12 protein-coding genes are annotated in these 14,338 nt (G+C 69.7%); 7 read left to right on the forward strand and 5 right to left on the reverse strand.

Features of this window, described 5'->3' with window-relative positions; genetic code table 11:
* Positions 1 to 145: 145 nt before the first annotated feature.
* Genes FS845_RS11450 through FS845_RS11480 form a run of 7 tightly spaced genes read left to right on the forward strand, consistent with a single transcriptional unit; the run spans position 146 to position 7,249 of the window.
* Positions 146 to 1,525, forward strand: coding sequence for an MmgE/PrpD family protein (locus FS845_RS11450; RefSeq protein ID WP_144634685.1), 1,380 nt, complete (start codon positions 146 to 148; stop codon positions 1,523 to 1,525).
* Between the two features lie 24 nt (positions 1,526 to 1,549).
* Positions 1,550 to 2,515 carry a Bug family tripartite tricarboxylate transporter substrate binding protein gene (locus tag FS845_RS11455; RefSeq protein ID WP_144634687.1) on the forward strand — a complete coding sequence of 322 codons (966 nt, stop codon included), beginning with the start codon at positions 1,550 to 1,552 and terminating at the stop codon, positions 2,513 to 2,515.
* Between the two features lie 14 nt (positions 2,516 to 2,529).
* Positions 2,530 to 3,423 carry an alpha/beta fold hydrolase gene (locus FS845_RS11460; protein ID WP_186332249.1) on the forward strand — a complete coding sequence of 298 codons (894 nt, stop codon included), beginning with the start codon at positions 2,530 to 2,532 and terminating at the stop codon, positions 3,421 to 3,423.
* A complete protein-coding gene (locus FS845_RS11465; RefSeq protein ID WP_144634691.1) occupies positions 3,420 to 4,160 on the forward strand; it encodes a hypothetical protein in 741 nt (246 codons plus the stop codon). Before FS845_RS11460 ends, FS845_RS11465 begins: the two co-directional genes overlap by 4 nt.
* 29 nt (positions 4,161 to 4,189) lie before the next feature.
* Positions 4,190 to 5,161: an ornithine cyclodeaminase family protein gene (locus FS845_RS11470; protein ID WP_144634693.1), complete on the forward strand. Its 972-nt coding sequence runs from the start codon at positions 4,190 to 4,192 to the stop codon at positions 5,159 to 5,161.
* Between the two features lies 1 nt (position 5,162).
* Complete coding sequence (locus tag FS845_RS11475) at positions 5,163 to 6,356, forward strand: NAD(P)/FAD-dependent oxidoreductase (RefSeq protein ID WP_144634696.1); 1,194 nt, start codon at positions 5,163 to 5,165, stop codon at positions 6,354 to 6,356.
* On the forward strand, positions 6,353 to 7,249 hold the full coding sequence (locus tag FS845_RS11480) for an amidohydrolase family protein (protein WP_144634698.1): 897 nt from the start codon (positions 6,353 to 6,355) through the stop codon (positions 7,247 to 7,249). Before FS845_RS11475 ends, FS845_RS11480 begins: the two co-directional genes overlap by 4 nt.
* Before the next feature lie 61 nt (positions 7,250 to 7,310).
* On the opposite strand, the gene FS845_RS11485 is transcribed toward FS845_RS11480, so the two are convergent.
* The 5 genes from FS845_RS11485 to FS845_RS11505 form a co-directional block, all read right to left on the reverse strand.
* A complete protein-coding gene (locus FS845_RS11485; RefSeq protein ID WP_144634700.1) occupies positions 7,311 to 8,684 on the reverse strand; it encodes an aspartate aminotransferase family protein in 1,374 nt (457 codons plus the stop codon).
* Between the two features lie 181 nt (positions 8,685 to 8,865).
* Positions 8,866 to 9,789: a 2-hydroxyacid dehydrogenase gene (locus tag FS845_RS11490; protein ID WP_260986256.1), complete on the reverse strand. Its 924-nt coding sequence runs from the start codon at positions 9,787 to 9,789 to the stop codon at positions 8,866 to 8,868.
* A gap of 248 nt (positions 9,790 to 10,037) precedes the next feature.
* On the reverse strand, positions 10,038 to 11,315 hold the full coding sequence (locus FS845_RS11495; RefSeq protein ID WP_144634704.1) for a Zn-dependent hydrolase: 1,278 nt from the start codon (positions 11,313 to 11,315) through the stop codon (positions 10,038 to 10,040).
* Between the two features lie 193 nt (positions 11,316 to 11,508).
* A complete protein-coding gene (locus FS845_RS11500; RefSeq protein WP_144634706.1) occupies positions 11,509 to 13,131 on the reverse strand; it encodes a DHA2 family efflux MFS transporter permease subunit in 1,623 nt (540 codons plus the stop codon).
* Positions 13,132 to 13,144: 13 nt separating this feature from the next.
* A complete protein-coding gene (locus tag FS845_RS11505; RefSeq protein WP_144634708.1) occupies positions 13,145 to 14,332 on the reverse strand; it encodes an HlyD family efflux transporter periplasmic adaptor subunit in 1,188 nt (395 codons plus the stop codon).
* Between the last annotated feature and the right edge of the window lie 6 nt (positions 14,333 to 14,338).

The following is a 14,338-nucleotide window of genomic DNA, read 5'->3' on the forward strand; positions in this document are numbered from 1 at the left end:
TTTCCAGGACACAATTATATAGTTCGATCAACGGAACTATGGTTCGTTAATCGGAACAGTTCAGGCGGAACTGGTCAAAGCGCGGCAATGACCGCGCGGCCGAGCCCCCGTCGCGCACCGGGGCAAGGAACAAGGAGACACGCGCATGCATGCAACAGCGACGCCGCACGCCGCGGCACAGCCTGAGGCCACGCCAGCACGCCCGGATTCCGTGGCCGAACAATGGGCGGCTTTCATCCAGGGCACGGCATTGCGCGACCTGCCCGCCGATACCATCGCGCGGGCCAAGTCGCGCCTGCTGGACGCGCTGGCGACGGCGCTGGCCGCCCGCGATCTGCCGGTGCCCGCCGTGGCGCGCCGCTTCGCGGGGGGCAGGCAAGGGCCGGCATCGGTTATCGGCCATCCCGAGCGGTTGCCCGCGGGGGATGCGGCGTTCGTCAATGCCACTCTGGTCAACGGCTGCACCCATGACGACTTCCTGGCCAAGTCGCATCCGGGCGCGGTCGTGGTGCCGGCGGCGCTGGCGATGGGCGAGGCGCACGCGGGCAGCGGCGCGGCGTTGCTGGCCTCCATCGTGCTGGGCTACGACGTCGTGGCGCGCGCCTATCTGGGGGCGCCCGGCATGCTGCCGGCGTTTCGCGGCACCGGCGTGGCCGGCGCCATCGGCGCGGCCGCCGCGGCCGGCAAGATGTTGGACCTGGACCGGCCGGGGCTGGTGAACGCGCTGGGCTGCGCGGCCATGTTCGCCTCGGGCTTCGGCGAGGGGTTCCGGTCGGGCACCATGGACGTCAAGCTGAATGTGGGCTGGGCCAGCCGCATCGGCGTGTCGGCGGCCGAGCTGGCCGCCGCCGGCGCCACCGCGTCCCCATTGGCGTTCGAAGGCGAATCGGGATACTTCCGCGCCTTCGGACGCGGCGTCGAGCACGCCGCGCAGGCCACGCGCGGCCTGGGCCAGCGCTTCCTCATCGACGAGACGGTCTACAAGGAGCGGCCCGTCTGCATCTTCGTGCAGACGCCGGTGCACCTGGCGCTGGCGCTGCGTGAGCGCCACGGCCTGGCGCCCTCGCGCATCGAGCGCGTGGCGATACGCGCGCCGCTGCCGACGCTTACCAATCCCGGCTACACCAACGTGGCGCCGTTCCTGGCGCCCCTGCAGGCCCGCATCAGCGCGCGCTTCACGGTGGCGGCCGCCTTGCTGGGCCGGCCGGTCGACCAATACGCCTACTACGACAACGTGGACGACGCCGAGGTGCTGGCGCTGGCCGAGCGGATCGAACTGCTCGAACCCGGCGCCGGCCAGGATGGCCGGGTGGACGTCGAGGTGACCTGCGCGGGCGCCTCTTACCAGGCCAGCGGCCTGGAGATGGACAGCCTGACGCCGACCGCCGACAAGGTGGCCGCCAAGTTCCGGCGCCTGACCGCGCATCTGCCCGAAGACCGCGCTGACGCCGTGCTGCGCATGGTGGACGAGCTGGAAAGCGTGCCGCACGTCGGCGCTCTCATGGCCCTGTTGCGGGCCGAATAACTAGAAACTCCAGGAGACAACATCATGAAATTCGTCAGCCATGCGATGGCGGGGCTGTTCGCGTGCGTCGTCGGCGTGGCCGCGCATGCCGCCGGGTATCCGGACAAGCCCGTGCGGGTTATCGTGCCCTTCCCGCCGGGCGGATCCACCGACGTGGTCACGCGCATCGTCGTGGCCAAGGCGCAGGAACTGCTCGGCCAGAACATCATCGTGGAGAACCGCGGCGGCGCGGGCAGCATCATCGGTTCGGACTTCGTCGCCAAGGCGCCGCCCGACGGCTACACCCTGCTGGTGGGGCAGACGGCGTTCTCCGTCAACGCCTCGCTGCGCGAACAATTGCCCTACGACACCATCAAGGATTTCACGTCGATCGCGCTGCTGGCGGACCATCCGGGCGTGTTCCTGGCCCAGCACCAGAAGCCGTACGACACCTTCCAGGAATTCATCGCCTATGCCCGCGCCAATCCCGGCAAGGTGGTGTATTCGTCGGCGGGCACCGGCAGTTGGCCGCACCTGGCCATGACCATGCTGGCCAACCAGGCCGGCCTGCAGATGGTGCATGTGCCGTACCAGGGCACGGGCCCGGCCAAGGCTGACCTGATCGCCGGCCGAGTGGACACCAAGATCGAGGCCTACGCCACGTCGATGGGCATGGTCAAGGAAGGCAAGCTGAAGGTGCTGGCCGTGACCAGCGCCGAGCGCGACCCGGTGCTGCCCGACGTGCCCACCATCGCCGAACTGGGCTATCCGGGCTACGAGACGTCCTATTGGATCGGCATGCTGGGGCCGGCCGGGCTGCCTCCGGACGTGCGGGCCAAGCTGGAGAAGGTCTTCATGGACGCGGTGAACGATCCGCAGGTCAAGCAGAAGATCACCCAGCAGACCATCCATCCGCACGCGGCCGACGGCAAGGCGCTGGACGCCTTGATCCACAAGGAAATCGATAAGTGGGCGGCGGTCATCAAGGCCGGCAACATCGACAAGCAATGAGGCTGCAAGCGCCCATGAGGTCCATCGACATGCATCCGCACAACGAGCACGGCCAACGCTATGCGGCGGCGCGCCGCCACGCCGAACGCGCGACGGTGGCGCCCGGCATCGACATCGCCTATGTGGTGGACGACCATACCGACGGCTGGCGGCAGGCGCCGGTCGTGATGCTACTGCACGGCATCGCCGAGTCGGCCGAGGCCTTCGCGGGCTGGGTGCCGCAGTTGGCGCGGCGCTGCCGCGTCGTGCGCGTCGACCTGCGCGGCTACGGCCTGTCCACGCCGGTGGACGAGCACGAAGCGTTGTCGATCGAGGCGCTGGCCGACGACATCGACGCGCTGGCCGGCCAGTTCGGCGCGGACATCCACGTGGTGGGGGCCAAGCTGGGCGCGCAGGTGGCCCTGGAACTGGCGCAGCGCCGCGTGCCGTGGATGGCCTCGCTGACCCTGGCAGGCGTGCTGATCTCGCCGGGCGGCGCGCTCGGGAAGTGGGTCGAGGACTGGCTCGGCCTGGTCGAGCGCGCAGGCGTGCGCGGCTGGGCGCAGGCCACCATGCCGGGCCGCATGGGCAGCGCCCTGTCGCCCGAGGGCACCGCATGGTGGACCGACTACATGGGATGGGCGCCGGCCGGTACGGTCAAGGCCTGCTTCCGCATGCTGCCGCGCCTAGCCGAACCGGCGCGCCTGGAAGCCATACGCTGCCCCACGCAGGTCATCGTGGCCGTGCAGCCGCCGCGGCCCGGCGCGTACGACCAGCGCCAGTCGGTGGCGGAGGTGTCCCGCTGGCAAAGCCGAATTCCGGGATCGGAACTGGTCGAGCTGCAGGCCGATTCCTATCACATCGCCGCCACGCATCCCGATGCGTGCGCGGCCATCGCTCTGCGTTTTATCGAAAGGATTTCATCATGATGGGATGGCGAGGCCGCATCGGCTTCCTGGTACCTCCGGGCAACCCGACCGTGGAACCCGAAATGGCGCTGCTGGCGCCGCCCGGCGTTTCCCTGCATTTCACGCGCATGGTGGCGCATGGCATGACCGGCGCGCACGCGGGCCAGGAAGATCGCAATCGCACGCAGATCGCGCACCTGCCCGAGAACGTCGAGTTGCTGGCCATGGTCAAGCCCGACGTCATCGTCATGGCGCACACCGCGACCAGCTATACGCTGGGCAAGGACGCAGAGGCCGAGCTGGTCGCCCGCATGGAGCAGAAGCACGGCATTCCGTTCATCACCACGTTCGGCAGCGTGCTGGTCGCGCTGGCGCATCTGGGCGTCGAACGCCTGGCCTATGCCACCCCGTATAACGAAGAGACCACGCTGCAGGGAAAGGCGCTGCTGCAGGCCCATGGGCTGGACGTGGTGGCCCATGGCATGCTGCCCGGCGTGACCAATATCTATGACGAAACGCCCGAACGCGCCTATGCGCTGGGGCGGCAGGTCGATTGCCCAGACGCCCAGGCGCTGTTCCTGAGCGGCGTGGGCATGCCGACGGTGGGCGCGATCGACGTGCTGGAGCGCGACCTGCGCAAGCCGGTGCTGTCGGGCGCCACGGCCATGATGTGGAATGCGCTGCGGGTGATCGGCGTGCGCGAGGGCGCGGCGCTGGGCGGACAGCTGATGCGCGGCCTGGCCGGCGTACGTATTTGATCCGGGCCGGGGGCCCGACAGGAGGCGGTATGGTGCTTTACCTGAATGAATCGGACGTGCGGCAACTGCTGCCCATGTCCCTGGCCATCGAGGCGGTGGAGCAGGCCTTCGCGGCGCATGGCCGCGGCGAGGCCTTCGACGTGCCGCGCCTGCGGACCCGGCAGCCGGGCGGGCACCTGCACATCCTGCAGGCGGCCGCGCCACCGATCGGCGTCATCGGCTACAAGGCCTATTACAACAAGCCGGGAAAGCCGCTCAACACACTGCTGCACCTGATGAACCACGCGCAGGGCCACACCGAGGCCATGATCGAATCGGACTGGCTGGGACGGCTGCGTACCGGCGCGGCCACCGGCGTGGCGGCCCGTCACCTGGCACGGCAGGACGCCCGGGTGCTGGGCCTGTTCGGCTACGGCCGCCATGCGCGCACGCAGCTGGAGGCCGTCTGTGCGGTGCGCGACATCCGGGAAGTGAAGGTGTTCGGGCGCGACGCGCAGGCCGTGCGGGCCTTCTGCGACGAGATGGGCGCGTGCGTGGCGGCCGCCGTGCGACCCGCCGAATCGCGCGAGGCGACCGTGCGTGGATCGGACCTCATCGTGACCATGACGCGCGCCGTCGAGCCCCTGTTCGACGGTCGCTGGCTTGAGCCCGGCCAGTTCGTGGCGGCCACGGGCGCCAATGCCCTGAACCGGCGCGAGATCGATACCGAGACCGTGCGCCGGGCCGACCGGATCGTGGCGGATTCGCGCGAGGTGGCGCGCGGCGAGTGCGGCGACCTGCTGCCCGCCTACGAGGATGGCCTGATCCATTGGGAAAACCTGGACGAGATGGGCGCGATCGTGGCCGGCCGCCGTCCCGCCCGCGCATCGGACGACGAGGTCATCCTGTTCGAGTCGCATGGCATGGCCGTGCAGGACCTGTATGCGGGCGTCGAGGTATTGAAGCGGGCGCGCGAGCGCGGCATGGGGGTGCCCCTGCCGATCGGCCCTGGGCAGGTCTGACATGCAGCATATCGACTGCGTGGTCATCGGCGCGGGTGTGGTGGGCCTGTCCATCGCGCGCGAACTGGCCCTGGCCGGGCGCGAGGTCGTCATCCTGGAGGCGGAGAACGCCTTCGGCACGCAGACCAGCGCCCGCAACTCCGAAGTAATCCACGCCGGGATCTCCTATCCCGCAGGGTCGCTCAAGGCCAGGCTGTGCGTGCAGGGCCGCGACGCCTTGTACGCCTATTGCGCCGAGCGCGGCATCGGCCATCGCCGGGTGGGCAAGCTGATCGTGGCCACCACCGAAGCGGATATCCCAGGCTTGGACAAATACGTGGAGCAGGGCAGGGCGGCGGGCGTGCACGATCTGCGCGCGGTCGACCGGGCCGAACTGCGCGAGCTGGAGCCCGAGGTCGAGGCGGTGGCGGCGCTGATGTCGCCCTCGACGGGCATCGTGGACAGCCATGGGCTGATGCTGGCCTACCTGGGCGATGCCGAGAACGCCGGCGCCATGCTGGCGCTGAACAGCCCAGTGCTGGGCGGCCAGGCCACGGCCGACGGCATCGTGCTGAGGGTCGGCGGCAACGAGCCGATGGAGATCCTCTGCCGCGACGTGGTCAACGCGGCCGGCCTGCGCGCCCATGAGATCGCGGCCGCCGTGGCCGGCGTGCCCAGGCCGGCGGTGCCGGCCGTGCACTATGCCATCGGCCGCTATTACACCCTGAGTGGCCGATCGCCATTCCGTCATCTGGTCTATCCGGTGTCCCGGGTGTCGCACCTGCGCGTGCACGTGACCCTGGACCTGGGCGGGCAGTGCAAGTTCGGCCCCGACCTGCAGTGGATCGACAGGGTGGACTACCACTTCGACCCCCGTGCCGAGGCCGATTTCTACGCGGGCATCCGCCGCTATTACCCAGGCCTGCCGGACGGCGCGCTGCAGCCGGGCTACACCGGCATCCGCCCGCGCCTGGCGGGTCCGGACGATCCCCTGCATTCGGGCGCGGCCGACTTCGTGGTCCAGACCGAGGCGGTGCACGGGGCGCGGGGATTGATCAATCTGTTCGGCATCGAGTCGCCGGGCCTGACCGCGTCGATGGCGCTGGGCCGGCACGTCGCGGCCCTGGTGCAGGGCGGGCCGGCGGTGGACCGCCCAGGCCTGGCTGCCAGCACCGCCTTCGCCTCGATGACCCACTCACCCACCACGAGACCATGACCAGACCTTGCCTGGCTCCCCTGGCGGACCGCATGCCGGTGCGCTTTGCCGTACCCCCCGGCGCCTGCGATTCGCACGCGCACGTGTTCGGCCCCTATGCGCGGTTTCCGCTCGATCCCGACCGCAGCTATACCCCGCCGGAGAACGGCGCCGAGTGCTTTATCGCGCACCTGGACGGCCTGGGGCTGTCGCGGGGCGTACTGGTGACCGCCAGCGCGCAGGGCGCCGACAACCGCAACGTGATGCAGGCACTGGCGGCCTATCCCGAGCGCCTGCGCGCGGTCGCCGTCATGCGCGCCACGCTGTCCGACGCGGAACTCGACCGCCTGGCCGAGCAAGGCGTGCGCGGCGCGCGCTTCAACCTCTACCAGCACGACGGCAAGACCGTCTACCGGAACGGCGTCGGCATCGACGACTTCGCCACGCTGGCGCCGCGCCTGAAGGCGCGCGGCATGCATGCGCAGATCTGGATCCACGCGCCGGACCTGCCGGATCTGGCGCCGACACTCTTGAAGCCGGGGGTGGATCTGGTGGTCGACCACATGGGCCGCATGAATGCCGCGCGGGGCGTGGACGATCCCGGCTTCCGGTTCCTGTGCCGCATGGTGGCCGAGGGCCAGGCGTGGGTGAAGATCTCGGGCGCGGACCGAAATACCGCGGTGGGAGCGCCGTTTGCCGACGCCGCGCCATACGCCGCCGCGCTGCTCGCCGCGGACAGCGGGCGCGTCGTCTGGGGCACGGACTGGCCGCACATCAACTACTACGAGGCCAGGGACATGCCGGATGACGGCCTGCTGCTGGACCTACTGGGCGACTGGATACCGGACGACGCCACGCGGCGGCGCGTGCTGGTCGACAATCCGGCGCGCCTGTACGGATTCGGACCGGCCTAGAGGCCCATCCTTCCATGGCCTGCCGTCGCGCTTCGGGCGCGCGACTGCAGGCCGTTCCCTTTCAGCCCGCCGCGCCCACGTGCCTGGCCGTGTCTTCCAGCGTACGGCCGAAGCGGTCCACCATGTCGCGCACCTGGGCCTCATCGATGATCAGCGGCGGGCAGAAGGCGACGGTGTCGCCGATGCCGCGCACGATCAGGCCGTGGTCATGCGCCCGTTCGTAGGCGTAGGCGCCGGCCTTGCCCGCGGGATCGAACGCCCGCTTGCTGGCGCGGTCCGCCACCAGTTCCACGCCGGCGATGAGGCCCACGCCGCGCACTTCGCCCACCAGCGGATGGTCGGCGTAGCCGCGCAGCAGCTCGTGCATCAGCGTGCCCATCTCGGCGGCGTTCTGGATCAGGTTGCGTTCGTCGATGATCTTCAGGTTCTCCAGCGCCACGGCCGTGGCCACCGGATGGCCGCTGGCGGTATAGCCGTGGCCGAAGGTGCCCAGCTTGCCGCTGTGCTCGGCCACGGGGCCGGCCACGCGGTCGTTGATCAGCACGGCGCCCAGCGGCTGGTACGACGAGGTGATCTGCTTGGACAGCACCAGGATGTCGGGCTCGATGCCGAAGCGTTCCGAGCCGAAGCGCGTGCCCAGGCGGCCGAAGCCCGTGATGACTTCGTCGGCGATGACCAGCACGTCGTGCTTGCGGCACACGGCCTGGATCTTGTCCCAGTACGTGCGCGGCGGCACGATGACGCCGCCCGCGCCCATGACGGGTTCGCCGATGAAGGCGGCGACGGTGTCGGCGCCCTCGCGCTGGATCAGCGCGTCCAGTTCGTCGGCCAGGCGGGTGGCGAAGTCTTCCTCGCTTTCGCCGGGCAGGGCATTGCGGTAGTGATGCGGGCAGGCGGTGTGGTGGATCTGCGGCAACGGCAGATCGAAGTCCTTGTGGTTGCCGGGCAGGCCGGTCATGCTGGCCGATGCCACCGTGACGCCGTGGTAGCCGCGCTGGCGGGCGATGATCTTCTTCTTGTCGCGGCGGCCCAGCGCGTTGTTGTAGAACCAGACCAGCTTGACGACGGTGTCGTTGGCTTCCGAGCCCGAGTTGGTGAAGAAGGCCTTGGACATGCGGCCGTCGGTGTAGCCGATGAGGCGTTCGGCCAGCTCGATGACGGCCGGATGCGACTTGTGCGTGAACGTGTGGTAGTAGGGCAGCTTGCTGAGCTGGCGGTGCGCGGCCTCGGCCAGGCGCGGCTCGCCGAAGCCCACCGCCACGCTCCACAGGCCGGACATGGCTTCGAGGTAGCGGTTGCCCTGGTCGTCGTAGACGTAGATGCCTTCGCCGCGCTCGATCACGCGCGGGCCGACCGCGCGGTGCTTGACCGCGTTGGTGTACGAATGCAGGTGGTACTGGACGTCTTGCTGCTGGGCGTTGCTGAGCGAAGTCATGGCGCGGGATCCGGTTGGCGGGCTGGCGTGTGTGAGGCGCGCCGCAAGCCGGCGCGCGGGATTCTTCACGCCATTATCCGCCAAACGGCGGCCGTCCCGCCTCGGGGGCGGCCCCAGGATGCGGGCCGCTTCGTCCGGATGCGCGGACGCGCTGCGCGCGGCCCGTGCCCGCGTGGCCGCGTCAATACCCGCGGTCGCGTCCCACCACGCCGGTGACGGCCTCGCCGCGCATCAGGGCGCGGATCTTCTTCGTGATCTGCGCCACGGTTTCGCGCTGCAGGCTGGTCGCGCCGACGTGCGGCGTGATGGCGATGCGCGGGTCCGTCCAGAACGGGTGGTCGGCCGGCAGCGGCTCCTGGCGGAACACGTCCAGCGCTGCGCCGGCCAGCTGGCCGCTGTCCAGCAGCGGGACCAGGTCTTCTTCCACCAGGTGCGGGCCGCGGCCCAGGTTGATCAGGTAGGCGCCCGGCAGCAGTTGCGACAGCGTCTCGCGGCGCAGCAGGCTTTCGGTGTCGGGCGTCAGCGGCAGCAGGTTGACCAGCACGCGCGTGCGGGCCAGGAAGGCGGGCAGTGATTCGACGCCGCCGAAGGCCTCGACGCCCTCGGGCGCCTTGCCGCTGCGCGACCAGCCGGCCACCGGATACTCCAGCGCGGCCAGCGTGCGGGCCACGTGGGCGCCCATCGCGCCCATGCCCAGCACGCCCACGGGCCATTCGTCGCGGCGCAGCTCGGGCAGCGGCTTCCACGTGGCCGCGCGCTGCTGCGCGGCATAGGCGGCGAAATGGCGGCTGACGCCGGTCAGGTAGTGCACCACGTATTCGGACATCTGCACCGCCATGCCGGCGTCTTCCAGGCGTACCACCGGCAGCTCGGGCGGCAGCGTCGGCAGCTTCAAGAGGCCGTCCACGCCGGCGCCCAGGTTGAACACCGCGCGCAGCTTGCGCTCGCGTTCGAACAGTTGCGCGGGCGGGCGCCACACGACGGCGATGTCGGCGTCCTGCGCGGGCTGGTCGTCGCGCCATTCGACGACTTCGGCCTCGGGCAACGCGGCCGTCAGCAGTTGGGGCCAGACGTTGCGCGTCTCGGAGCAGCAGATGATTTTCACGTGATGTCTTTTCGCAAGAGGGAGCAGCGAGTGCGGGATCGCGGCGGGACGCCGGTGATGCGCCTGCCGCCGCGGCGGTCGGGGCAGTGTATCGCGTGAGGCCCGCGAGGGCTTTCGATGTCCTGCTGGGCGTTGTGCGCACCGCATCGGCGAAGCACGTCCCATGCGCAATGCGCGCGCGATGCCGGTGCAAGGGAGGGGGCTCGAACCCCTACACCGCTTTGCCGCGCACTTCGCGCGTTAGCGGGCTACTTTCCCAATCCGGCCAGCGACACCATCGCGCCCAGCAGCACGTTCGCCCCGGCCTCCAGGTGCGCCGGGTCCGCGTCCTCGATCTCGTTGTGGCTGATGCCGTCCTTGCACGGCACGAAGATCATGCCCGCCGGCAGCACCGAAGCGATGTGCACGGCGTCGTGGCCCGCGCCGGTGACGATGTCCATGGTCGTGTAGCCGCGTGCCTGCGACTGCGCGCGCACGGCGTCGACCAGTTCGCGCGCGAAGGGCGTGGGCGGAAAATGGGCCGTCTGCTTCATCGCGATCTCCATCGCATGCCCGGTGCATTCGCCCGTCCGCACGCGCCGCACGCTCTCGTGCAGCCGCGCGTTCATCGCGGCCAGCTGGTCCGCGTCTTCGTGGCGGATATCCACGGTGAACGTGACGGCGCCCGGGATGACGTTGGGCGATCCGGGATGCACCTGCACCACGCCCACCGTGCCGCGGCCATGTGGTGCGTGCTCCAGCGCGATGCGCACCACGTCCTGCATGATGAAGGTGGCGGCATGCAGCGCGTCGCGGCGCAGCGGCATGGGCGTGGGGCCGGCGTGGGCTTCCATGCCGGTCACGGTGATCTCGTACCAGTAGCTGCCCAGCGAGCCCGTCACCGCGCCGATCACGCGGCGCTCGGCCTCCAGGATGGGGCCCTGCTCGATGTGCGCTTCGAGGTAATGGCCGAAGCTGCGATGGCCTATGGGTTGGTCGCCCGCGTAGCCGATGCGCTGCAGTTCGTCGCCCACGCGCTTGCCGTCGGCATCAGCGGTTTGCAGCGCGGTCTCCAGCGGTAGCTTGCCGCAGTACACGGCCGAGCCCATCATGAAGGGCGCGAAGCGGCTGCCTTCCTCGTTCGTCCAGATGGCCAGCTCCAGCGGCGCCTCGGTACGGATGCCGCGTTGTTGCAGCGTGCGCATCACTTCCAGCCCGGCCATCACGCCATAACAGCCGTCGAAGCGGCCGCCCGTGGGCTGCGTGTCGATGTGGCTGCCGGTGCATACGGCCCGGCGCGCGGCGTCGCGGCCGGGGCGGCGGCCGAAGATGTTGCCGATCTGGTCCACGCGGACGTCCAGGCCGGCCTCGCGCATCCAGCCCACCACGAGGTCGCGGCCCTGGCGGTCCAGGTCGGTCAGGGCCAGTCGGCAATTCCCGCCGCGGGCGGTGGCGCCGATCTTCGCCAGGTCCATCAGCGATTGCCACAGACGCTGGCCGTCGATGGTGATGCCGGTGGTGTCCGCCGGCTGGAGCGCGGTGCTCATGTCGTAGTCCTCGTGGTCTGGGTTCACGCCAGTGTCACCGCATCCGCCGTCATTCGTAAAATTCTGGTTTTCAATCCGGCGTATTTGCCTGGGTTATGCGGGGCGCCAGTGTCCGCCAGGCAGTATGCGGAAGGCCGTGCGGAAATGCCCGGCACGGCCTTCTGCCTGCATCGGCCCGCGCGGCGGGCATCGTTCAGTGCGCGCCCGCCGCCGCCTCCGCCGCGCCGCCGTCCTTGCCGCCCTTGCTCAGCTTGGGCTTGGCGAACCACACCAGCACCGTCAGGAACAGGAAGATGATGGCCGACGCATGGAACACGTCGGTGGCCGACAGCGTGGCGGCCTGCGTGGTGATCAGGCGATCGATCATCACCAGCGCCTGCTCGTGCGAGGCGCCCAGCGTGTGCTGGAAGACGTCCATGAAGTGGTCGAAGGCCTGTTCGCCGGGCTTGGCCACTTCGGTCAGCTGCGCATGGTGCAGGGTGGTGCGGTTCTCCCACAGCGTGGTGGCGATGGAGGTGCCGAAGGCGCCCGCGGTGAGGCGCGCGAAGTTCGACAGGCCCGATGCCGCGGGGATGCGCCAGGGCTCCAGCCCCGACAGGGTGATGGACGTCAGCGGCACGAAGAAGGCCGCCATGGCCGCGCCCTGGATGATGGTGGGAATCATCAACCCGCGCACGTCCACGTCGGTGGTGAAGCCGGCGCGCATGAAGAACACGATGGAGAAGATGATGAACGACACCGTGACCAGCTGGCGCGGATCGCGCGTGGCCAGCAGCTTGCCCACGATGGGCGTGAGCACGATGGCCAGGATGCCCACCGGCGCCGTCACCAGCCCCGCGTAGGTGGCCGTGTAGCCCATGTTGCTCTGCAGCCAGAGCGGCAGCAGCACCACGTTGCCGAAGAACACGCCATATGCCACGGCCAGCGTGATCGCGCCCACCGTGAAGTTGCGCAGCTTGAACAGGCGCAGGTCGACGATGGGGTGCGCGTCGGTCAGTTCCCAGATCAGGAAGAACACGAAGGCAACCACCGTGATCAGTGCCAGCAGCTGGATGGTGGAACTGGCGAACCAGTCCAGCTCCTTGCCCTTGTCCAGCATGATCTGCATGGCGCCGACCCACACCACCAGCAGCACCAGGCCGACCTTGTCGATGGGCAGCTTGTGCGTGACGGATTCGCGGTCCTTGTAGATGGACCAGCTGATCCAGGCGGCCAGCAGGCCCACCGGCACGTTGATGTAGAAGATCCACGGCCACGTGTAGTTGTCGGAGATCCAGCCGCCCAGCAAGGGCCCGGCCACCGGCGCCACCAGCGTGGTCATGGCCCAGATGGCCAGGGCCATGCCGGCCTTTTCCTTGGGGAAGCTGGCCAGCATCAGCGTCTGCGACAGCGGGATCATGGGGCCGGCCACCGCGCCCTGCAGCACGCGGAACAGGATCAGCGCTTCCAGCGAGGGCGAGAAACCGCACAGCCACGAGGCCAGCACGAACAGCAGGGTGGACGCCAGGAAAAGGCGCACCTGGCCGAAACGCTGCGTCAGCCAGCCAGTGAGCGGCACGGTGATGGCGTTGGCCACCGCGAACGAGGTGATCACCCACGTGCCCTGGCTGGTACTGACGCCCAGGTCGCCCGAGATGGTGGGGATGGACACGTTGGCGATGGACGTGTCCAGCACGTTCATGAACACCGCGGTGGACAGCGCCACCGAGCCCAGGATGCGCTTGGCACCCTCCAGCGGCGGGTAGCTGCGCGGCGCGGGTGGCGCGGCGGGCTTGGGCGCCGCGTCGGGGGCGGCAGCCTGGGGGGTATCACTCATGGCAGGGCCTGGCTTACTGGAGATTGGCCTGGATGATCTTGGCGATCTGCTGGTCGGCGTCGTCGTGCGAGGGCTCGAAGGCGCGCGTGGACCAGGCGGGCTCGGTGCGCGCGGCCGAGGTCAGTGCCTGGCCGTGCTCCTGGTCGGCGATGTCGACCTCGACGTTCATGGACAGGCCCACGCGCAGCGGATGCTGCTTCAGTTCGGCCGCGTCCAGCTGGATGCGCACGGGGACGCGCTGCACCACCTTGATCCAGTTGCCGGTGGCGTTCTGCGCGGGCAGCAGCGCGAAGGCGCTGCCGGTGCCGGCGTCCAGGCCCACGATCCTGCCGTGGTACGTGACGGAATCGCCGTACAGGTCGGCCGTCAGCGTGGCGGGCTGGCCGATGCGCATCTTGCGCAACTGGCCTTCCTTGAAGTTGGCTTCGATCCACAACTGGTCCAGCGGCACCACGTTCATCAGCACCGAGCCGGGAGCGACGCGCTGGCCCACCTGCACGCTGCGGCGCGCCACCATGCCGTCCACCGGCGCGGGCAGCACCGTGCGCGACTTGTCCAGCCAGGCTCGACGCACCGCGGCGGCGGCGTGCAGCACGTCGGGGTGGTTGGCCACGTCGGTGCCGTGCGTCAGCGCCTGGTTGGTGGCCAGTTCGGCCTGCGCGGCGGACAGCGCGGCGCGGGCCTGCGCCAGGCCCGACTGGGCCGACTTCAGCGTGGTCTGCGCGTGCAGGATCTCCTCGCCGCTGACGCCGCCCGAGCGGGCCAGGTCCTGGCGGCGCTTCAGGTCGCTCTGCGCGCGGTTCAGTTCCGCCTGGGCGCGTTCGATCTCGGCCTGGCGCACTTCCACGTTGGCCGCCAGCGAGTCGTTCTGCACGTAGCGGGTGCGGGTCTGGCGCACGCTTTGCGCCAGTTGGGCCTCGGCCTGCTGCAGCGCCACGTCGGCGTCCGCCGGATCGATGCGCACGATTGGCTGGCCGGCCTTGACGGTGTCGGTGTCGTCGGCCTCGATGGCGACCACGGTGCCGGCCACCTGCGGCGTGATCTGCACCAGGTTGCCGTGCACGTAGGCGTCGTCGGTGCTTTCGTAGTGGGAGCCGAACATCGCCCACCAGACGGCATAGGCGATGGCCAGCAGGATGAACACGCCGGCGGCGATCAGCAGCAGGCGCTTGCGCTTGGGATTGGGGGTTGCGGTAGTCATGACGTC

The organism is Bordetella genomosp. 13 (genome assembly GCF_007679965.1).
In the GTDB taxonomy this organism is placed as follows: Bacteria; Pseudomonadota; Gammaproteobacteria; order Burkholderiales; family Burkholderiaceae_B; genus Bordetella.

Bases quoted from the DNA above. Each gene is read 5' to 3' on its own strand.
- FS845_RS11450 (WP_144634685.1), top strand. From the start codon at position 146: ATGCATGCAACAGCGACGCCGCACGCCGCGGCACAGCCTGAGGCCACG.
- FS845_RS11455 (WP_144634687.1), top strand. From the start codon at position 1,550: ATGAAATTCGTCAGCCATGCGATGGCGGGGCTGTTCGCGTGCGTCGTC.
- FS845_RS11460 (WP_186332249.1), top strand. From the start codon at position 2,530: ATGAGGTCCATCGACATGCATCCGCACAACGAGCACGGCCAACGCTAT.
- FS845_RS11465 (WP_144634691.1), top strand. From the start codon at position 3,420: ATGATGGGATGGCGAGGCCGCATCGGCTTCCTGGTACCTCCGGGCAAC.
- FS845_RS11470 (WP_144634693.1), top strand. From the start codon at position 4,190: ATGGTGCTTTACCTGAATGAATCGGACGTGCGGCAACTGCTGCCCATG.
- FS845_RS11475 (WP_144634696.1), top strand. From the start codon at position 5,163: ATGCAGCATATCGACTGCGTGGTCATCGGCGCGGGTGTGGTGGGCCTG.
- FS845_RS11480 (WP_144634698.1), top strand. From the start codon at position 6,353: ATGACCAGACCTTGCCTGGCTCCCCTGGCGGACCGCATGCCGGTGCGC.
- FS845_RS11485 (WP_144634700.1), bottom strand. From the start codon at position 8,684: ATGACTTCGCTCAGCAACGCCCAGCAGCAAGACGTCCAGTACCACCTG.
- FS845_RS11495 (WP_144634704.1), bottom strand. From the start codon at position 11,315: ATGAGCACCGCGCTCCAGCCGGCGGACACCACCGGCATCACCATCGAC.
- FS845_RS11500 (WP_144634706.1), bottom strand. From the start codon at position 13,131: ATGAGTGATACCCCCCAGGCTGCCGCCCCCGACGCGGCGCCCAAGCCC.
- FS845_RS11505 (WP_144634708.1), bottom strand. From the start codon at position 14,332: ATGACTACCGCAACCCCCAATCCCAAGCGCAAGCGCCTGCTGCTGATC.